Raw genomic sequence first — 19,403 nt, forward strand, 5'->3', positions numbered from 1 at the left:
AACTTTATAAAAATAAACCGCACTTTACTAAGTGCGGTCAAAAATTAATTAATTTTTTTCACGGCTTCTGCAATTTCTTCTGCACATTGTTGTGCAAGTTCAGCATCTTGGCATTCCACCATAACGCGAATAAGTGGTTCCGTACCCGATTTACGCAATAAAATACGACCTTTACCTTCTAAGCGTTTTTCAACCTCTGCGGCAACAGATTTTACAGCGTCACTTTCAAGTGGATTATCCCCACCCGTAAAACGTACATTGATTAACACTTGTGGGAATAATTTAACCGCACTTGCTAATTCATTTAATGATAATTTATGCTGCGCCATCGCTGCCAATACAGCCAATGACGCAACAATGCCATCGCCAGTTGTATTCTTATCCGCAATGATAATATGTCCTGAATTCTCCCCCCCAAGCGTCCAATCATTTTCAAGCATTTTTTCCAATACATAACGGTCTCCCACGTTTGCACGTAAGAAAGGAACGCCAAGCATTTTCAACGCAATCTCTAAGCTCATATTACTCATTAAGGTGCCAACGACACCGCCTTTTAATTGACCTGATCGCAATGCTTCACGCGCAATAATAAAGAGAATTTGGTCGCCATCGACTTTATTTCCTAAATGATCGACCATCATAATGCGGTCGCCATCGCCATCATAAGCTAAGCCAACATCAGCTTTCATTTCAACTACTTTAGCTTGCAATGCAGTTACATCAGTTGCACCACATTTTTCATTAATATTCAAACCATTTGGATCCGTACCAATTTCAATGACTTCCGCACCTAGCTCTCTAAACACGTTAGGCGCAATATGGTAGGTTGCACCATTTGCACAATCTACCACGATTTTATAACCCTCCAAGCCTAAGTGTGCTGGGAATGTCCCTTTACAAAACTCAATATAGCGTCCTGCTGCATCATTAATACGGCTTGCTTTACCTAATTCGGCAGATTCCACACAATCTATCGGTTGCTCTAACATTGCTTCAATGGCTTCTTCAATTTCATCAGGTAATTTTGTTCCTTTTGCTGAAAAGAATTTAATGCCATTATCATAATAAGGATTATGAGAGGCTGAGATCACAATACCTGCTTCAGCACGGAAAGTTCTGGTTAAATAAGCAATAGCAGGTGTCGGCATAGGGCCGGTAAATGCAGCGGATAACCCCGCAGCGGCTAAACCTGCTTCAAGGGCTGATTCCAACATATATCCAGAAATTCGGGTATCTTTACCGATTAAAACCATTTTCGAACCTTGAGAAGCCAACACTTTTCCCGCAGCCCAACCTAATTTTAATGCGAAATCTGGTGTAATTGGGTAAGCACCTACTTTTCCACGTACACCATCTGTTCCAAAATATTTACGATTTGCCATAATAAAATTCCTTTAATTTTTTATCGTTATAAAACCATCAGGCATTTTCTGTTGCCTGCCAAACTTTGAGCATATCTGATGTTGCAGCAACATCATGTACGCGTAAAATTTTTGCGCCTTTTTGCACTGCAATAAGCGCGCCTGCCGCACTGCCAATTATTCTTTGATCAACAGGTTTATCAAGCACTGCGCCAATCATTGATTTGCGAGATAATCCCGCTAATACTGGATAGCCATTCTTACAAAATTCATTCAGATTTTGTAATAATTGATAATTATGCTGTACAGATTTACCAAAGCCAAAGCCCATATCCCAAATTAAATTTTCTTTTTTAATGCCAGCAGAAAGGCATTCATTAGTACGTTTTTGTAAAAAAGCCAATACATCTTGCACGACATTTTCATAATAAGGATTTGCTTGCATCGTGCGAGGTTGCCCTTGCATATGCATAATACAAACAGGTAAAGCCAGTTTTACCGCCGTTTCTAACGCATTCGGCTCTTGCAAAGCACGAATATCATTAATCAAATCCATTCCAACATTTGCCGCTTCACGCATCACAACAGCTTTTGAGGAATCAACAGAAATCCAGCAATCAAAACGGTTTCGCACCGCCTCCACTACTGGCACAACACGATGCAATTCCTCTTGTTCAGAGACTTCATCCGCATTCGGACGAGTGGATTCTCCACCAATATCAATAATTGTCGCCCCCTCTTCTAGCATTTTTTCAACTTGAAAAAGTGCTTTATCTAGACTAAAAAACTGTCCGCTATCAGAAAAAGAATCAGGCGTAAAATTAAGAATCCCCATAATTTGAGGCACGCTTAAATCAAGACATTTATTATTTGCGTAAAGTTTCATAAAGTGCGGTTAATTTTTAGAGTGATTTTGGTGGGCGATTATAGCGAAATACATCCAAGAACAAAATCATTAGGAAAAAATAAAGCCTTTCCGAAGAAAGGCTTTGATGAGTTAAACATTAAAATTGTCGGTATTTTCTACCGCACTTTCGGGCTTTGTATCATTCGTTGTTGAATTTGCATAAGCAGCCTGCTGAGTTTTCGGCTCTCCCCAACCTGATGGCGGTGTGACAGGTTCGCGATTCATCAATTGTTTAATTTGCTCTTCTTCAATGGTTTCATATTTGACTAACGCATCTTTCATCGCATGAAGAATATCCATATTGTCGATCAAAATCTCTCTTGCTCTCGCATAGTTACGATTTACAATTGCACGCACTTCTTCATCAATCGAATGTGCAGTTTCATCTGACATATGTTTCGCTTTCGCCATTGAACGACCTAAGAAAACCTCGCCCTCATCTTCTGTATAAAGAATCGGACCTAACTTTTCAGAGAATCCCCATTGCGTCACCATATTACGCGCAATATTAGTTGCGACTTTAATATCATTTGATGCACCTGTTGAGATATTTTCTTCGCCGTAAATCAAATCTTCTGCTAAACGCCCTGCATACAAGGTAGAAAGCTTACTTTCTAATTGTTTTTGGCTAATACTAATTTGATCGCCCTCAGGTAAGAAGAATGTCACACCCAAGGCACGTCCTCGAGGAATAATGGTCACTTTGTGAACAGGATCGTGTTCAGGCACTAAATAACCCACAATGGCGTGACCAGCTTCATGATAAGCAGTGGATTCTTTTTGCTTATCCGTCATAATCATAGTGCGACGCTCTGGCCCCATATTGATTTTATCTTTCGCTTTTTCAAACTCAAGCATGGTTACCGTACGTTTATTCACTCGAGCAGCAAACAAAGCCGCCTCATTGACTAAATTTGCTAAATCTGCACCAGAATAGCCCGGCGTACCACGCGCTAACGTCATTGCATCAACATCTTGCGCAACAGACACTTTACGCATATGCACTTTTAAGATTTGCTCACGACCTTTCACATCAGGTAAGCCAACAACTACTTGCCGGTCAAAACGGCCTGGACGAGTTAAAGCTGGATCAAGCACATCTGGACGGTTAGTTGCGGCAATAACAATTACACCGTCATTACCGCTAAAGCCATCCATTTCAACTAGCATTTGGTTTAAGGTTTGTTCACGCTCATCGTGTCCGCCGCCTAAGCCCGCACCACGTTGGCGACCCACTGCATCGATTTCATCAATGAAGATTAAGCAAGGTGCATTTTTCTTAGCCTGTTCAAACATATCACGTACACGTGATGCGCCAACACCTACAAACATTTCTACGAAATCAGAGCCAGAAATAGTGAAGAATGGAACTTTTGCCTCTCCCGCAATCGCACGAGCAAGTAAAGTTTTACCAGTACCTGGAGGCCCTACCATCAAAATACCTTTTGGAATTTTACCGCCCAAATTTTGGAATTTATTCGGATCACGCAAGAAATCAACGATTTCGCCCACTTCTTCTTTTGCTTCATCGCAACCAGCCACATCCGCAAAAGTCACCTTAATCTGATCTTGATTCAACATTTTGGCTCGGCTTTTACCAAAGCTCATCGCTTTGCCGCCACCGCCTTGCATCTGACGCATAAAGAATACCCATACACCAACAAGGAATAACATTGGGAACCAAGAAATTAAAATTTGGGATAAGAAACCACGTCTTTCAAATGGCGTGCCTTCCACTTTCACTTTTTTGCTTAATAAATCATCAAGCAATTTTTTATCTTCAAGTGGTGGCATTACGGTTGAATATTTAGAACCATCGGTTTTCGTTACCGTAATTTCATTGGCATCAAAACGTGCCGCTGTCACTTGTCCGTTGCTTACATCGTAAACAAAGGTTGTATAATCAGTAGAATTTTCTACCGAAGATGAATTGAAACTTTGGTATGCTGTCATCATAATGACTGCCACTACCACCCAAAGCACTAGATTTTTGACCATATCGTTCAAAGTCTAACCTACCTTTCCTAAGTTAAAAAATTTCGTCACAAGATACTACACATCATTAGCAATGAAAAGCTATCAAAGCAATTAACCTTTATAGCCTGTTGCCACAATATATACTTCACGAGATCGTCCACGTGATGCTTCAGGCTTACGCACTTTCACCACATTAAATAAAGAACGAATTTCTCTTAAATATTCATCAAAGCCTTCCCCTTGGAAAACTTTAACAACAAAACTTCCTTTGCTTGCCAAGACTTGTTTACACATATCTAAAGCAAGCTCGACCAAATACATTGCACGTGGAATATCCACTGATGGCATTCCACTAAAATTTGGTGCCATATCAGACATCACAACATCAACTTTATCTTCACCTACGCATGCTAATAAAGCATTCAAAACATTTTCATCACGGAAATCACCTTGTAGAAAATCAACGCCTACAATGGGATCCATTTCCAAAATATCACAAGCAATCACACGACCTTTGCCACCAATTTGGCTTACTACGTATTGTGACCAACCGCCTGGTGCTGCGCCGAGATCGACCACGGTCATTCCCTGTTTAAATAATTTATCCGTTTGCTGAATTTCATCAATCTTAAAATAAGCGCGTGATCGCAACTTTTGCTTATGTGCTTTTTGCACAAATTGATCACTAAAATGTTCATTCAGCCAACGAGAAGAACTCGCTGAACGTTTTTTCTTTCCCATAATCTTCTATTTTTTGTAGTCGTTTCGCCTATATTTGGGTACAATCTGTCAAATTCAAGTCGAGGCTGATTGAAATCAATGAAAAACATTGAGAAAATCAACCGCTCTTTTTTATTAGGAATCCTTATGACAACCTTATCAACCAAACAAAAACAATTTTTAAAAGGTCTTGCACACCATCTTAACCCAGTCGTTATGCTTGGTGGAAATGGCTTAACCGAAGGCGTACTTGCTGAAATTGAAAATGCACTTAATCATCACGAACTCATTAAAGTAAAAGTTGCTGGTGCAGATCGTGAAACAAAACAACTTATTATCAATGCGATTGTGCGTGAAACTAAAGCAGCACAAGTACAAACTATCGGGCATATTTTGGTGCTTTATCGCCCAAGCGAAGAAGCAAAAATTCAGCTTCCACGCAAATAACAACAAAAGTGCGGTCATTTTTAACCGCACTTTTTTATTTAAATATAATTCACTTCAATAATATCAAACTCAACGACACCACCAGGCGTTGTAATATTAACGGTATCATCTAATTCTTTACCAATTAAACCTCGTGCAATGGGCGAGTTTACCGAAATTAAACCAGATTTAATGTCCGCTTCATCATCGCCTACAATGCGATAAGTGACTTCTTCATCAGTATTTGTATTTACAAGCACAACTGTTGCACCAAAAATCACTTTACCATTATTTGGCATTTTTGTGACATCAATAATTTGAGCATTACCAAGTTTACCTTCAATCTCTTGAATACGCCCCTCACAAAAACCTTGTTGCTCACGCGCTGCGTGATATTCTGCATTTTCTTTTAAATCTCCGTGCTCGCGGGCTTCTGCTATGGCTTTAATAATTTCTGGACGACGTACATTTTTTAAGAAATCCAATTCTTCTCGTAATTGTTCTGCGCCACGCACAGTCATTGGAATTTGTTGCATTGTTTTTCCTTTTACTAAATAAAACAAAAACCACAGTAAAATTCTAAAATCTTACTGCAGTATTATCAAAAATAAACTTGAAATGAGAAAATGATTTACTCAATTTCATTCGGGGCTTATTATTGTTCGTCTAAAAAAAAATAGCAACCATAACAAACCTAATATGAAAAAATTATCTTCAATTTCTACCGCACTTGGTTCCTTTTTACTTTCAGTGAGTTTTAGCCTTCCAACCTTCGCCAATATTAATGTTTCAGATTTAACACAAAAACTGCCTGAAGGCTCTAACGTAGGTTTCATCGCCAAAAATATAAATCAAAACCAAATTATTGCTGATTATAATGGCTCAACCTTTATGCTTTCTGCAAGCACACAAAAAGTTTTTACAGCCGTTGCCGCTAAACTTGCATTAGGCGATCAATTCCAATTTGAGACCGCACTTTTGAGTAATGGGAAAATTCAAAGTGGGAATTTAGATGGTCACTTAATCGTGCGTTTCACAGGCGATCCTGATCTCACAAGAGGTCAGCTTTATAGCTTACTTGCCGAATTAAAAAAACAAGGCATCAAAAAAATTAATGGCGATTTAGTATTAGATACCTCTGTTTTTTCTAGTCACGACCGAGGATTAGGTTGGATTTGGAACGATCTCACAATGTGTTTCAACTCTCCACCAGCAGCTGCAAATATTGATAACAACTGTTTTTATGCGGAACTAGATGCGAATAAAAATCCAGGTGAAATAGTAAAAATTAATGTGCCTGCACAATTTCCAATTCAAGTGTTCGGACAAGTTTATGTAGCGGATAGCAATGAAGCACCTTATTGTCAGCTCGATGTTGTTGTACACGACAATAATCGCTATCAAGTAAAAGGATGTTTAGCCCGTCAATATAAACCTTTTGGCTTAAGTTTTGCCGTGCAAAATACGGATGCTTATGCTGCCGCGATTATTCAACGTCAATTAAGACAATTAGGTATTGAGTTCAATGGCAAAGTCTTGTTACCCCAAAAACCACAACAAGGTCAGCTATTAGCGAAACATTTATCAAAACCATTACCAGATTTATTGAAAAAAATGATGAAAAAATCCGATAACCAAATTGCCGATTCATTATTCCGAGCGGTGGCATTCAATTACTATAAACGCCCCGCCTCCTTTCAATTAGGCACATTAGCGGTTAAATCCATATTGCAAAAACAAGGAATTCGTTTTGGTAATAGCATTTTAGCCGATGGTTCGGGTCTATCTCGCCATAATCTTGTGGCACCTAAAACGATGCTATCCGTTTTAGAATACATCGCCAAAAACGAAGATAAACTACATTTAATGGAAACTTTCCCCATCGCAGGTGTAGATGGCACGATCAGTGGGCGAGGTGGATTAATTAGCCCGCCATTAGTGAAAAACGTGATTGCTAAAACTGGTTCTTTGAAAGGCGTTTATAACCTAGCTGGCTTTATGACAAATGCGCGAGGGGAAAAAGTGGCATTTGTACAATTTATTAATGGCTACTCAACTGGCGATTTGGAAAGCAAAACAAAACGTGCCCCATTAGTACAATTCGAGCGTAATTTATATAACGAACTCTATAAATATTAAGGTGCTGTAGTAGATAACAACTAAAAATCCTATTTAAGTTAGAATAAACCAATGAGAAAAAGTCACTTAAGCCAGCATAAATAAAATAAACTCATTGAACTGTTTGCCGTAGGTGTCACAGCAAGAACAGCCAGTAAATTGGTTAATGTAAACAAAAATACAGCCACTTATTACTTTCATCGATTACGCTTACTCATTTATCAAACAAGCCCACATTTGGAAATGTTTGAAGGCGAAATTGAAGCCGATGAAAGCTATTTCGGTAGTACTCGAAAAGGCAAACGTGGGCGCAGTGTTGCAGGGAAAGTCGCGGTATTCGGGCTTCTCAAATGAAATGGCAAGGTTTATACCGTCGTTGTCCCTAATGCGCAATCAGAGACATTATTGCCAATTATCCGAGAGAAAGTTAAGCCTGATAGCATTGTGTATACGGATACCTTTCGTGGTTATGATGTGCTTGATGTCAGTGAATTTAGCCATTTTCGCATCAATCACAGCACGCATTTTGCTGAAAATCACAACTACATAAACGGAATTGGGAATTTTTGGAATCACGCAAAACGCCATTTACAGAAGTTTAATGGCATTCCCAAAGAGCATTTTGAGCTGTATTTAAAAGAATGTGAATGGCGTTTTAACAACAGTGAAATAAAATCTCAAATTTCCATTTTAAAACAATTAGTTAAGGGGAGTTTGGTCTAGTGATCTAGTACAGCCCCATAAAAAAGCCCTCGATATTCGAGGGCTTGATTTTTTACTATCGTAATAAAAATTAGCGACGTAAACCTAAACGAGCGATAGTGCTTTGGTATAAAGCAAGATCAGTACGTTTTAAGTAGTCTAAAAGTTTACGACGACGAGAAACCATACGTAATAAACCACGACGACCATGGTGGTCTTTTTTGTGCTCTGCAAAGTGAGTTTGTAAGTGGTTGATTTGTGCAGTTAATAATGCGATTTGAACTTCAGAAGAACCGGTATCTTTCGCATCACGACCAAATTCAGCAACGATTGCTGCTTTTTTTTCAGTACTTAGAGACATTTTTTACTCCTAAAAGGTAGTGTTGTTAATACATCATTCGCCGATCTCTAACTCAGCGATGACAAGGAAATCGCATTCTAACGATGAATAAGTTCAAATGCAAGATAAAGATTAAAGTTACCACACTTTTCATTATTAGAAGCGAATACCAGATCCAATCCCCACACCTAATCCTACACCATTACTTCCACCACCAGCACTAACACCACCACCCACAGTACAAGCAGCTAATATGCCTGATAATGCAAAAATAAAAAATATTTTCTTCATCATTTTTTCTTTATCAAGAAAATTTCAAATAAGCGATAAATCGAAATTAAATCTGTCTTTGCAATAGGTTTAAAAGGCAATAAAAGATAATAAACCCAGCTAAAACGTTGCAAAAATACGATCATATTTTGCCAATTTTTCGCTTCACAATGTGTTTGATAATACAACGCTACTTTTTGAATAAAAGTGTCCGAAATATCTTCTTCTCGACATAAACTATCAAAGAAAAATAACATATCCCGAATAACTACCCAATTTTGATTTCGGCTATTTGAACGAGATTCAAAATCAAGAAAAGTAACTTTCCCTTTATCCCAAGTAATATCTCGAATAGCAGGACGACCATGCACCAAATTTTTAGCATGCAAATCAATCAAAGCGAGACAAGCATCATAAATAATTAAAAATTTCTGTTGTTCATCTATATTTTTATTACATAGCCATTGTGATACGGTAAGTCCCACATTCTCTAAAACAAAAAAATGATCACTATAATAAGAGACTTTTGGCACTGGCGCATTTTGTTCAGCAAGCTTCAATAAAGTATATAATTCATTTTTAAAAGATTTTTTAGGATGGGGTTTTAATAATAGCCAAATACCTTTCAATTTTTCAGGTTGCTTCAACCAATATTTTTTTCCTTCATATTGAAAAGGATAAATTCGTTCATCTCGATGTTTTGTTACCAGTTGCTTCACATATTCTTGAAAATCATCATTTACCATCATATTCCCACTACTTTAGTATATTATTTATAATTTAAATAGAAATTAATTTAATATTTTCTATAATAACGTTTATTAAAAACTTTAAAATAAACTTTATTTACCACTAATAAAATTAAAAAATAACAAGAATATTATAGATATTTTAAAAATTTATTACAATTTAATAAGTAAAAGTGCGGTGAAAATCTAAGAAAAACTTTCACCGCACTTTTGTATGAATTAATAAAGAAAAATTAAAATGTTGAGGTATCTTGGAATAGTCCCACTTTTAAATCTGTCGCGGTATAAATAACACGACCATCTACTTCAACTTCACCATCAGCCATTCCCATAACTAGTTTACGATTAATAACTCGTTTCATATGGATTCGGTACACCACTTTTTTAGCTGTTGGCAAAATTTGTCCTGTGAATTTAACTTCTCCAACGCCTAATGCTCGCCCTTTTCCTTTGCCACCAATCCAGCCTAAATAAAACCCAACAAGCTGCCACATCGCATCCAATCCTAAACAACCTGGCATTACTGGATCGCCAATGAAATGGCAACCAAAGAACGGCAATTCAGGTTTAATATCAAGTTCGGCTTCAATGTATCCTTTACCGAAAGCACCTGTTTCTTCATTCATTTCAATAATACGATCCATCATCAACATTGTTGGCGCGGGTAATTGCGGGCCTTCTTTACCAAATAATTCGCCGCGACCTGACGCGAGCAAATCATCATAAGAATAGCTACTTTTTTTATTAAGTGTACAAGCGTTTTGCATTTCAGATTCCTTTATATATGATAAATCCAGTTTATAACTGATATATCTATTTTAAAATGAACGCAGTAAACTGTAAATAGCTAACACTTGTTCGCAAAACTTGTCGGAGCAGTCACTCTTAGAAATTATAGAAAAAAAGAAAAGCGAAAAAATGCTCGCTTTTCTCTATTAGGAGCGGAAAAAATGCCAAAAACTTTTTCGTTCAGAATCGGCACGTCCCTCAATACGACGTTGAATAAGACGAGATAAAGGCTCAGTTTTTTCTGTATAATCTTTGTTTTCATCTAACAAATCACGCCCAAATAACAATTCACAAGCCTGATAAATATCTTCCACAGGATAAATAAAAAACTCGCCATTTTTTACCGCACTTTTCACTTCATTAGACAAACTCAGTTGCTGAATAGTCGTCATTGGAATGATTACACCTTGTTTTCCAGTCAAACCGCGACGTTGGCAAATAGTAAAAAAGCCTTCAATTTTATCATTTACACCACCAACAGAATGAACAAGTCCAAATTGATCAATCGATCCTGTAATTGCGATATGTTGAGGCAAAGGCAAATCAGCTAAAGCGCTTGCTAGCACACAGAAAATCGCCAAAGATGCACTATCACCATCAATTTCACCATAAGACTGTTCAAACACTAATGAGGCAGAAAATGGCAATTGCGAGGGCAAATCTAAGATATTGGAAAGGCAAGCTTGCGCAATCATCATGCCTTTACCGTGAATATTTCCCGCTAGTTCATTTTTTCTTTCAACATCAATCACTTCCCCATCGCCAAATTGCACAATACAACTAATACGCGAAGGTTCGCCGAAACATACTGGCGTACCAGGATATTCAATTACCGAAAGCCCATTAATTTGTCCAACAATTTCGCCTTGCGTTTCGACATAAACTTGCTCGTTTAAAATATCGGCATAAGTTTGTTCTTTTAAGAAACCATATTGTGCTAATTTTTGTTGAAAAATACCCTCAAAATCCACCGCACTTAATGCAGTTTTTTCAGCAAAAGTTGAAGCATCCTGTAATATTTCTTTTAATTTGAGAGGAGATGCATTAATTAAAAAGCGATTTTCACTTTCACGAACTAATAATTGATAGAGTTTATTTAAAGCAAGAAAATCTAGCTCAATATTTTGCTCTTGAGCCATTTGTTGTACATAACTCGCCCAAGTTTTTTGTTCCTCCACTTCAGCTACAGAAATATAACTTTCAATTTCAGCATAATCGGCGAAAGAATAAAGATTTTCTTCTAACTCAGCCAAAGTGGCTAATTCAGTACGATTACCAAGTACAATCACTTTTAAGTTCAGCGCATAGCTTGGTATATCACAAGGTAAATTTTTAAATGGATGGGCTGAATACCAGTCAAAAGTCTGGGTTTGCAGAATTTGTTTTAATCGCCCCCATAAATCAAATTGAGATAACAATGTTGCCGCACTTAAAATCAAAACGCCACCATTAGCCTTATGCACCAATCCCGGCACTAATTGAATATCTTGTGAACTTGGATGAATCCGAAAACTACCGAAAAGCTGGAATTGATCGCAATACAATGCACTTAACGCCTCTCCTTGACTAGCAAAATTATCATCTAAAGATTTTGCTGGCTCAGTATAAACATGAGGAAAAGAAAAAGAGTCGCCCTGCTCTATCACATAATTTACACCAAAAATTGACCGCACTTTATGATGATTTTGCGATATAAAATTTTGTAATAACTCCGCATATTCAACAGGTTCGCCCACTTTCATCATTAGTAAGGAACGTGTCGGATGACGTAAAAATAAATCGATACCCTGTGTAGCATTCGGTTGTAACGCCCAGAAATCCACTGGTTCTAAAGGAAAATCTTGAATTACCAAATCAGGTTGTAATGCCTGCCAATTTAAAGATTGCTCAATAGCTTGTTGTTGAGAAAATAATGAACTCACGGCTGGTCTCTTTCTAGAAAAATTGACCACATTATCGCATATTTAATAGCCTTGTGAAAATCCACTAGAAAATCGGCATAAAAACACGTATATTAATGCAGTTACCACGTCACTCAATGATAAAAAATGAAATACCAAAAACTCGAAAATCAAGAATCAAATTGGAAATGGATTTACCTAATTCGTAAACATCGCGAAGGGGAAAATATTACTCGCTACGAAGAACGTAGTTTGCAAGAAGCTAAAGCCCAAGAATTATTAGAATCCCAAAATTATCCTTCACAAATTGAAGAATGGATTAAAAATCATCTTTCTCCAGCCTTACCAATTAAGCTTGATCAAGCCATTCGTGCCCGCCGTAAACGCTTTTTTAATGGAGAAAAACAACATACCAAGAAAAAATCCATTGATTTGGAATATGCTGTTTGGCTACGTCTTTCTAAATATTCTCGAAAAATGAAGATGACACTTTCGGAAACAATTACCTATATGATTGACGAAAGAGAAAGCAAGGCACAATTTGAAAATCAAATGGCAGCAATGAAAACCAGTTTGAAGAATTTATTAAAATAATCTTCCCCAAAAGTTATTTTAAATGGAGATTATCTGATTGATTTATCTTCCAAATTTACCGCCTTTTACTAATTTAAATCTTCCAATAATTTTCCCAATCCGCTCTGGCGTTTGACGGTCTGACGAATCGCTGTTTTCCATATTTTTTCATCGGCAAATACAGTGAGTTCTTTTTTCGCACGAGTGACGCCCGTGAAAACTAATTCTCGCGACAGTACTGGATTTACTTCTGTTGGAAGCACCATGACAGTGTGTTCAAATTCGGAACCTTGAGATTTATGAATCGTCATCATAAAAGCGGGTTCGTGCGCTGGAATTCGGTTTGTCAGCACTTCTCGATTGCCAAACCATACTTTGCCATTTGCCAAGCATAGTCCAATATCGCCGTTATAAAGGCGAACGTTATGATCATTTTCAGTAATCATAATTGGCTTGCCGATATACCAATCTTGTTCATTACGGAACCAAAGCAATTTTTGCTCTCGCAACGCTAACGCAATTTCTTTATTGAGATTTTCGACACCTAAATTGTTATTACGAAGTGCGGTTAAAAATCTCACAGAATTAAATTGCGCTTGAATGGCTTCGGCATAGGAAATGCCTTGTTCATTTTTAGCGTTAGGATCAATTTTTTGTTTACGTAAATCGTCCAACATTTTTAAGAAAGTGCGGTAATTTTCCACCGCACTTTTCACCACTTGATTGACCGCATCGCTTTCATCATTTAGGGCATTAAAGTGCAATTCTTGCGGATAATGGTCAAATAACTCAAGGCTATCGTCTGCTTTGCCTTTTTGAATGAATTCAGCCAATTTTCCAATGCCTGAATCTTTATCAAAACGGCGACTTTCTGTTAGATGGCATAAGCAATCACGTATTGGATTTGAACAATCGGAACCTTCTACTTTGTAGCCTGTTGTTGCTAGTAAGTATGCGACTTGTTCATGACTATAAGGTTGAGTAACAAATTGAGCTAATTCCCCCAATACAGCCCCAGCCTCAACAGAGGCTAATTGTGCCTGATCGCCTAATAAAATTAATCGGGTTTCGGGCTTTAACGCATTGATAAGTTTTACCATCATCGGCAAATCAATCATTGATGTTTCATCGACAACTAACACATCTAATTGCAAAGGGTTATGGCTGTTATAGCGCGTGTAATCATTAAAGGCGTTCACGCCCAGTAAACTATGCAAGGTGCTGGCTTTTTGTGGAATCGCATTGAAAAGTGAATGGGATACATTCATTTTTTCTTGCATAAAACCTAACGCATTTTTAATCGACTCTTCCAAACGGGAGGCGGCTTTGCCAGTCGGTGCAACCAATTTGATGTGTAATTTACAATCAAATAATTCTTGTAGAACGAGCAATAAACGCGTAACTGTCGTGGTTTTTCCTGTTCCTGGGCCACCCGTAATAATCGAAAATGGACTTTTAATCGCTGTCGCCACTGCCACTTTTTGCCAATCTGTTTTTTCCTGTTTTTCAGGGAAATATTTCTCTAATTTTTGATGAATTTCATCATAAGAAAAGGCTAAAGTGCGGTGTTTTTTTAAAGTGTTTTTTATATATTGCGCGATACGATATTCATCTTGCCAAGTACGATAGAAATACAACGCGCCAAATTGAAATACCATTGGTGCAATTTGATTGACGGGATCTTGCGTAAATGCCATATGCCCGCACAACGCATTTTGCCAATCTTCCACAGCTAAATAACCAATCTTTTCACGAATTTCAGCTAAATAGTCTTCTTCTGTAGTGCGATAAGCCAAGCCAAATAAATTATGTTCTAAATAGCGATCTAATTGGCTGCAAGTATTTCCCTGCGTATAACGCCAACTACAAAGTGCGGCTAATAATATAGCTAAATTTTTGATTGGTTCCGCATAATCCGTATGACATTGTTTATCAGCTATCAACTTAGCAAAATAATAATCACCTTGAGAAAGAATGCGCTGCTCTTTAAGTTTGTGTAATACAGATAACATTAAAACACCCCGTCTAATTCTGTGATTAATTCAACGCTTGGACGATCGTAAAATACGCCAGATTGTGGTTCACCGTTCATTCCACGTAAGAAAAGATAAAATACCCCGCCGAAATCTCGTGCATAATCGTAATGAGGCACAACGCTTTGTAAATAACGATGTAATGCCAGCGTATAAATTAAATATTGCCAATCATAGTGACTGTGTAACATTTCTTTTTTCAATGCCTCTTGATTGTAGTCAGCAAGGGTTGAACCTAAGAAATTAGATTTATAATCAATAAGATAATATTTTCCATTATGGCGGAAAACTAAGTCAATTGAACCTCTCACCATTCCTTGAATTTGCTCAAATTGAAGTGGCTCGCTTGGTAAATGATGATGGGCTTTCAATGTGCGATTAAACTCTTCAACATCAAAATGTTCCCAAATAGCCAGATAAAATGGCATTTCTTTAATGCAATCTTTATTTGCCAAATCAGCTAATGCTATTCCTATTTCATGAGAAAGTGGCGTATGTGAAATCTGTTGTAGCCAATTTTGTAGCGGCTCTGTAAAAGTTTCATCTAACTGTAAGGATTGTCTTAATTTGTCAATTTCTTCTATATTTGCTAAATCAGAAAAATAGCAATTTTCAAAATGGCGATGCAATGCAGTCCCGACTTGTTTACCTCGTGGTAAATCTAAAATATTTGATTCATTTTCGTTTAAAAGTGCGGTGGATATTTCAATAGCATTTTGACTATCGTAATCTTTTGCGTCATCAAAAACAGCGTGTTTTTTCTCCGCACTTTCAGCGAAATAATTTTGTCGGCGATGACCTTGTTCAATTGAAGTAAAACTGGTTATTCGCCAATCTTGCTCAATATTGCCCGTAAATTCTGCGGCTTTAAGCTCATCATTTTTTGTATTGATAGATAAAGCCGGAAAAGCCTCTAGATTTGGCTTAGTACAGATTTCCACATTATCTCGCATTTTTTCTTTAAAGGCTTGCAACAACGTCTCGGTATCTTTAGAATTCGACAAATTTATTTCCTTGCCTATTTCACCTTGGCTTAATACATAATGTAAGGCATTCCATTTTTTATCAAATTGTGCAGGCAACGCGAATGCCATTTGATATTTGGCACGTGTTAAAGCCACATAAAGTAAACGTAATTCTTCAGCAAAAGTTTCTTCACAAAGAGCGTTTAAATTGCGATTTTCTATATCCCATAAGGTTTCATCTCGTTCTTTAGAATAATAAATATTGATGTCTTTTTTACTTGGATCTTTGCTCGGCACAGCTAAAAATGGTAGCCAAACTAAATCATATTCTAAGCCTTTAGATTTATGGATTGTCACTATTTTTACCAACTGGCGTTCACTTTCTAAACGAATTTGAGCCTCTTGACGACCTTCGCCTTGAATTTGTTTTTCAAACCAACTGAGCAATGCCGATTCACTTTCGTGTAGCGTGGCAGCTTGTTGTAAAATTTCTGCCAAATGTAGGAAATCCGTTAAATCTCGCTCGCCCGTGGCTTGGCTTAATAAGCGTTCTGAAATGCCTTGCTCCAATAAAATTTGATGTAACATTGCCAATATTCCTTGGCGTTGCCAAGTTTGTTGGTATTGAGCAAAACTATCTGCCCAACGTTGCCAATCTGCTTCATTTTGCTGAATTTGATGAATATCCGCTGCATTTAAGCCAAAAAGTGCGGTCGCAATCGCGTTCAAAATTGGACGTTCTGCCACATTCAAACAGGCTTTAAGCACCCAAGCTAATTCTTTCGCAACATTGCTATCAAATACGCTATTTTGATCAGAAAGATAAACTGACGCGATCCCTAATTTTTGCAATTCATTTTTTACTAAAGCCGCTTCATTTTTATCACGCACTAATACGGCAATATTTGCCGCTTGCAATGTTTTACGAGTATCTTCATTTTGAAAAACTGCCTGATTTTCAGCCGCACTTTTTAGCCAATGTTGAATAGAAATAGCACATATTTTTGCCATTTCAGTTTTATTCACTTTGTCACTTTCAGTTAGATAAAAACGATAAGCTGGTTCGGCTTTGCCATTTAAATAAAATCGCAGATGATCATCACGAGAATCAACAGCAGTAAATTTAATATTTTGATAAATAAATGGCGATTGAGGAAAATCGAATAAAGCATTTACACCATCAACCAAATGCTTCTCTGAACGATAATTTTTAGTGAGTTCAAAGCGAGATTGGGCTTCGTCTGAGGCTTTTAGATAAGTAAAAATATCTGCGCCACGGAAACGATAAATCGCCTGCTTCGGATCACCAATCATAATAAAACCAGTATTTTTTTCGGGATTATCACGATAAATTTTTGAAAAAATAGCGTATTGTTGTGAATCCGTATCCTGAAATTCATCAATCATCGCAAAAGGATATTGGAAACGAATCATTTCCGCTAATTCATCCCCTTGCGCATCTTGCAGGGCTTCACAAAGCAAACGCAATAAATCATCAAAGGATTTTTCTTGATGATTTAGTTTATAGTCTAAAAGTTTTTGTTGTAAGCCTTGTCGATAATGATAAAGAGTGAGTTTGCTTAGTAAATCTGGTGTCATTAAGGCATTAACGCGCTTTTCAAGCTCTGCAAAAATCGGGGAATAAAAAGGCGTTGCGGTTTTTTTATCTTTATTTTTATCCGTTGATTCTTCGCAATTTTTCTCAATAGATGATTGTAGGAAATAGTCTTTCAATGTGGTATTAATTTGATAATCTCTAGGATTATTTGACCATTGATTGATTTTATTAATCCAATCCCCTAAACGCTTTACTTGGTACTTTTTACGATTTAACGATTTCAACTGATCTTTTGGATAATCTTTCTCCAGTTCATTGGTAATAATCGCTAAAATTTCATCCGCACTTTCTAACCAAAATGCCTTTAATTCATTCAACGCCTTTTGATAACCACCAAGATATTGCGGTAAAAAGATTTGTATTGGTACAGATAACGCCTGTTTATTTTCAATCTCCACCTGCAAATCTTTACCTAAATCCGCTTTCAACAAAGACAACACCTTTGCTGGTGATACTAATTCTGTCGCGATAAAATTCGCAGATTCAAAATCCAACGGATAAAAATGCTCTCGCCAAAATTCATTAGCAAAACGAACTAATAAATCAGATTGATCTTTTATTAATTCTAAATTGAAATGAATGCCAGAATGGAAAGCATATTGCATCAACATACGGCGACAAAAACCGTGAATGGTATAAATCGCCGCCAGATCCATATTTTGTTCAGCTAACTTTAAGCGATGAATTGCCTCAAAAATATCTAAATTATCACAAAGTGCGGTAAGAAATTCATCATTTTTAAATGCGGATTTATCTTGGGTTTTAGCAAAGGCAGTGAGTTTATTAATCGCATCTGTTATACGCTCACGAATTTTTTTCTTGAGTTCTTCTGTTGCCATTTCCGTAAAGGTTACCACCAGAATTTCTTCCACATTTAATGGACGTGAAAAATTATTTTCTCCCGCCTTTAATAAAAGTCGGAGATATAAAGAACCAATAGTGTAGGTTTTTCCCGTACCAGCAGATGCTTCGATTAAGCTAATTTGATTTAAAGGTAGCGTGATGGGATTCAGTGGGATTGTTTCGGCCATAGATTTTAACAGATGAGAACTAATGGCATCATTTTACAAAATTTGAAGTCACAAATGCAAAAAAAGGACGCTTTTCAGCGTCCTAATTCTTCTTTATCTAAACTTTAAAAAATTAAAGTGCAGATTTTGCTTTTTCAACTAATGCAGCAAACGCTACTTTGTCGAATACAGCGATATCAGCAAGAATCTTACGGTCGATTTCAACAGATGCTTTTTTCAAGCCGTTGATGAATTTGCTGTAAGATAAACCGTTTTGACGCGCTGCAGCGTTGATACGTGCAATCCATAATTGACGGAATTGACGTTTACGTTGACGACGGTCACGATATGCGTATTGACCAGCTTTGATCACCGCTTGGAAAGCAACGCGATACACGCGTGAACGTGCACCATAATAACCTTTAGCAGCCTTAAGAACTTTCTTATGGCGTGCTCTTGCAATAACACCACGTTTTACACGAGCCATTATTTAATCTCCTATGTAATATTTTTCTAAAATGAACTAATCGTACGTTTTGCTTAAATAACGGCTTATGCGTATGGTAAGCAAGCTACTACTAAAACTTGGTCTGCTTTCGCAACCATTGATTTATGACGTAAATGACGTTTACGTTTAGTTGTTTTTTTAGTCAAAATATGACGTAAGTGAGATTGTTTACGCTTGAAACCACCAGAAGCAGTTTTTTTGAAGCGCTTCGCTGCGCCGCGTACTGTTTTGATTTTAGGCATTGTTAAAATAACTCCGCATTTTTCGTTTAAAACAACATAATCAGGCGAACTTATAAAGTTACTTGGAAGCACTGATCATTTCCATCATAAGGCAAATTAAATTGCCTTTTCAAAAGCAGTTAGGCTGCGTAGTGTGCCTAACATGCAGTTGTCTTTTCATTTAAGTCAAACTTAAACAAAAAGATTTGCTGAAG

17 protein-coding genes and 1 pseudogene are annotated in these 19,403 nt (G+C 37.2%); 4 read left to right on the forward strand and 14 right to left on the reverse strand.

From position 1 onward, the window contains the following. Nucleotides 1-44 precede the first annotated feature (44 nt). The 4 genes from glmM to rlmE form a co-directional block, all read right to left on the reverse strand. Nucleotides 45-1,382, reverse strand: a complete 1,338-nt coding sequence (glmM, locus tag AT683_RS07465) for a phosphoglucosamine mutase (RefSeq protein WP_005656587.1) — start codon at nt 1,380-1,382, stop codon at nt 45-47. Nucleotides 1,383-1,419: 37 nt separating this feature from the next. Then, on the reverse strand, nt 1,420-2,247 hold the full coding sequence (gene folP / locus AT683_RS07470) for a dihydropteroate synthase (RefSeq protein ID WP_042594530.1): 828 nt from the start codon (nt 2,245-2,247) through the stop codon (nt 1,420-1,422). A gap of 111 nt (nt 2,248-2,358) precedes the next feature. Further along, nucleotides 2,359-4,266: an ATP-dependent zinc metalloprotease FtsH gene (ftsH, locus tag AT683_RS07475; protein WP_011962130.1), complete on the reverse strand. Its 1,908-nt coding sequence runs from the start codon at nt 4,264-4,266 to the stop codon at nt 2,359-2,361. Nucleotides 4,267-4,356: 90 nt separating this feature from the next. Continuing rightward, on the reverse strand, nt 4,357-4,986 hold the full coding sequence (rlmE, locus tag AT683_RS07480; RefSeq protein ID WP_013525847.1) for a 23S rRNA (uridine(2552)-2'-O)-methyltransferase RlmE: 630 nt from the start codon (nt 4,984-4,986) through the stop codon (nt 4,357-4,359). A 126-nt stretch (nt 4,987-5,112) separates the two neighbouring features. Between rlmE and yhbY the strand changes: the two genes are divergently transcribed. After that, the gene (yhbY, locus tag AT683_RS07485) at nt 5,113-5,412 is read left to right on the forward strand and encodes a ribosome assembly RNA-binding protein YhbY (protein ID WP_005650404.1); all 300 of its coding nucleotides are present in this window, start codon (nt 5,113-5,115) and stop codon (nt 5,410-5,412) included. A 38-nt stretch (nt 5,413-5,450) separates the two neighbouring features. Here yhbY and greA read toward each other — a convergent pair whose 3' ends face one another. Further along, nucleotides 5,451-5,927 (reverse strand): transcription elongation factor GreA, encoded by a 477-nt coding sequence (gene greA / locus AT683_RS07490; protein ID WP_005650402.1) that lies wholly within the window; start codon nt 5,925-5,927, stop codon nt 5,451-5,453. 163 nt (nt 5,928-6,090) lie between these two features. Here greA and dacB point away from each other — a divergent pair, with 163 nt between their 5' ends. Next, nucleotides 6,091-7,530, forward strand: coding sequence for a serine-type D-Ala-D-Ala carboxypeptidase (gene dacB, locus AT683_RS07495; RefSeq protein ID WP_005662415.1), 1,440 nt, complete (start codon nt 6,091-6,093; stop codon nt 7,528-7,530). A gap of 93 nt (nt 7,531-7,623) precedes the next feature. Next, nucleotides 7,624-8,232, forward strand: a pseudogene (locus AT683_RS09505) (IS1595 family transposase). A 70-nt stretch (nt 8,233-8,302) separates the two neighbouring features. Here AT683_RS09505 and rpsO read toward each other — a convergent pair. The 5 genes from rpsO to AT683_RS07530 form a co-directional block, all read right to left on the reverse strand. After that, a complete protein-coding gene (gene rpsO / locus AT683_RS07510; RefSeq protein ID WP_005652821.1) occupies nt 8,303-8,572 on the reverse strand; it encodes a 30S ribosomal protein S15 in 270 nt (89 codons plus the stop codon). Between the two features lie 135 nt (nt 8,573-8,707). Then, complete coding sequence (locus tag AT683_RS09985; protein WP_005657378.1) at nt 8,708-8,842, reverse strand: hypothetical protein; 135 nt, start codon at nt 8,840-8,842, stop codon at nt 8,708-8,710. Further along, on the reverse strand, nt 8,842-9,570 hold the full coding sequence (locus AT683_RS07520; RefSeq protein WP_005662421.1) for a BUD32 family EKC/KEOPS complex subunit: 729 nt from the start codon (nt 9,568-9,570) through the stop codon (nt 8,842-8,844). The genes AT683_RS09985 and AT683_RS07520 overlap by 1 nt, the downstream gene beginning before the upstream one ends. A 233-nt stretch (nt 9,571-9,803) precedes the next feature. Beyond that, complete coding sequence (gene fabA, locus AT683_RS07525; protein WP_005650386.1) at nt 9,804-10,337, reverse strand: bifunctional 3-hydroxydecanoyl-ACP dehydratase/trans-2-decenoyl-ACP isomerase; 534 nt, start codon at nt 10,335-10,337, stop codon at nt 9,804-9,806. Between the two features lie 168 nt (nt 10,338-10,505). Beyond that, nucleotides 10,506-12,281, reverse strand: a complete 1,776-nt coding sequence (locus AT683_RS07530; protein WP_005662423.1) for an AAA family ATPase — start codon at nt 12,279-12,281, stop codon at nt 10,506-10,508. Nucleotides 12,282-12,407: 126 nt separating this feature from the next. Between AT683_RS07530 and matP the strand changes: the two genes are divergently transcribed. Continuing rightward, entirely contained in the window at nt 12,408-12,854 is a 447-nt protein-coding gene (gene matP, locus AT683_RS07535; RefSeq protein ID WP_005662425.1) for a macrodomain Ter protein MatP, read from the forward strand. Nucleotides 12,855-12,922: 68 nt separating this feature from the next. Here the strand turns inward: matP and recD are convergent, their stop codons facing one another. The 4 genes from recD to rpmI all read right to left on the reverse strand — a co-directional run bounded on the left by recD (nt 12,923) and on the right by rpmI (nt 19,209). Further along, nucleotides 12,923-14,845, reverse strand: a complete 1,923-nt coding sequence (recD, locus tag AT683_RS07540; RefSeq protein ID WP_005688199.1) for an exodeoxyribonuclease V subunit alpha — start codon at nt 14,843-14,845, stop codon at nt 12,923-12,925. Beyond that, nucleotides 14,845-18,480, reverse strand: coding sequence for an exodeoxyribonuclease V subunit beta (gene recB / locus AT683_RS07545; protein ID WP_038441267.1), 3,636 nt, complete (start codon nt 18,478-18,480; stop codon nt 14,845-14,847). The genes recD and recB overlap by 1 nt, the downstream gene beginning before the upstream one ends. Nucleotides 18,481-18,592: 112 nt before the next feature. Further along, the gene (rplT, locus tag AT683_RS07550; protein ID WP_005596075.1) at nt 18,593-18,946 is read right to left on the reverse strand and encodes a 50S ribosomal protein L20; all 354 of its coding nucleotides are present in this window, start codon (nt 18,944-18,946) and stop codon (nt 18,593-18,595) included. 65 nt (nt 18,947-19,011) lie between these two features. Next, complete coding sequence (rpmI, locus tag AT683_RS07555; RefSeq protein ID WP_005596065.1) at nt 19,012-19,209, reverse strand: 50S ribosomal protein L35; 198 nt, start codon at nt 19,207-19,209, stop codon at nt 19,012-19,014. Nucleotides 19,210-19,403: the final 194 nt, after the last annotated feature.

Source organism: Haemophilus influenzae (assembly GCF_001457655.1).
Taxonomy (GTDB): Bacteria; Pseudomonadota; Gammaproteobacteria; order Enterobacterales; family Pasteurellaceae; genus Haemophilus; species Haemophilus influenzae.

Excerpts from the sequence above, each read along its gene's own strand:
- dacB (WP_005662415.1), top strand. The coding sequence starts at position 6,091 with ATGAAAAAATTATCTTCAATTTCTACCGCACTTGGTTCCTTTTTACTT.
- greA (WP_005650402.1), bottom strand. The coding sequence starts at position 5,927 with ATGCAACAAATTCCAATGACTGTGCGTGGCGCAGAACAATTACGAGAA.
- rplT (WP_005596075.1), bottom strand. The coding sequence starts at position 18,946 with ATGGCTCGTGTAAAACGTGGTGTTATTGCAAGAGCACGCCATAAGAAA.
- fabA (WP_005650386.1), bottom strand. The coding sequence starts at position 10,337 with ATGCAAAACGCTTGTACACTTAATAAAAAAAGTAGCTATTCTTATGAT.
- recD (WP_005688199.1), bottom strand. The coding sequence starts at position 14,845 with ATGTTATCTGTATTACACAAACTTAAAGAGCAGCGCATTCTTTCTCAA.
- matP (WP_005662425.1), top strand. The coding sequence starts at position 12,408 with ATGAAATACCAAAAACTCGAAAATCAAGAATCAAATTGGAAATGGATT.
- AT683_RS09985 (WP_005657378.1), bottom strand. The coding sequence starts at position 8,842 with ATGAAGAAAATATTTTTTATTTTTGCATTATCAGGCATATTAGCTGCT.
- rpmI (WP_005596065.1), bottom strand. The coding sequence starts at position 19,209 with ATGCCTAAAATCAAAACAGTACGCGGCGCAGCGAAGCGCTTCAAAAAA.
- ftsH (WP_011962130.1), bottom strand. The coding sequence starts at position 4,266 with ATGGTCAAAAATCTAGTGCTTTGGGTGGTAGTGGCAGTCATTATGATG.
- AT683_RS07520 (WP_005662421.1), bottom strand. The coding sequence starts at position 9,570 with ATGATGGTAAATGATGATTTTCAAGAATATGTGAAGCAACTGGTAACA.
- glmM (WP_005656587.1), bottom strand. The coding sequence starts at position 1,382 with ATGGCAAATCGTAAATATTTTGGAACAGATGGTGTACGTGGAAAAGTA.
- yhbY (WP_005650404.1), top strand. The coding sequence starts at position 5,113 with ATGACAACCTTATCAACCAAACAAAAACAATTTTTAAAAGGTCTTGCA.
- recB (WP_038441267.1), bottom strand. The coding sequence starts at position 18,480 with ATGGCCGAAACAATCCCACTGAATCCCATCACGCTACCTTTAAATCAA.
- rpsO (WP_005652821.1), bottom strand. The coding sequence starts at position 8,572 with ATGTCTCTAAGTACTGAAAAAAAAGCAGCAATCGTTGCTGAATTTGGT.
- rlmE (WP_013525847.1), bottom strand. The coding sequence starts at position 4,986 with ATGGGAAAGAAAAAACGTTCAGCGAGTTCTTCTCGTTGGCTGAATGAA.
- folP (WP_042594530.1), bottom strand. The coding sequence starts at position 2,247 with ATGAAACTTTACGCAAATAATAAATGTCTTGATTTAAGCGTGCCTCAA.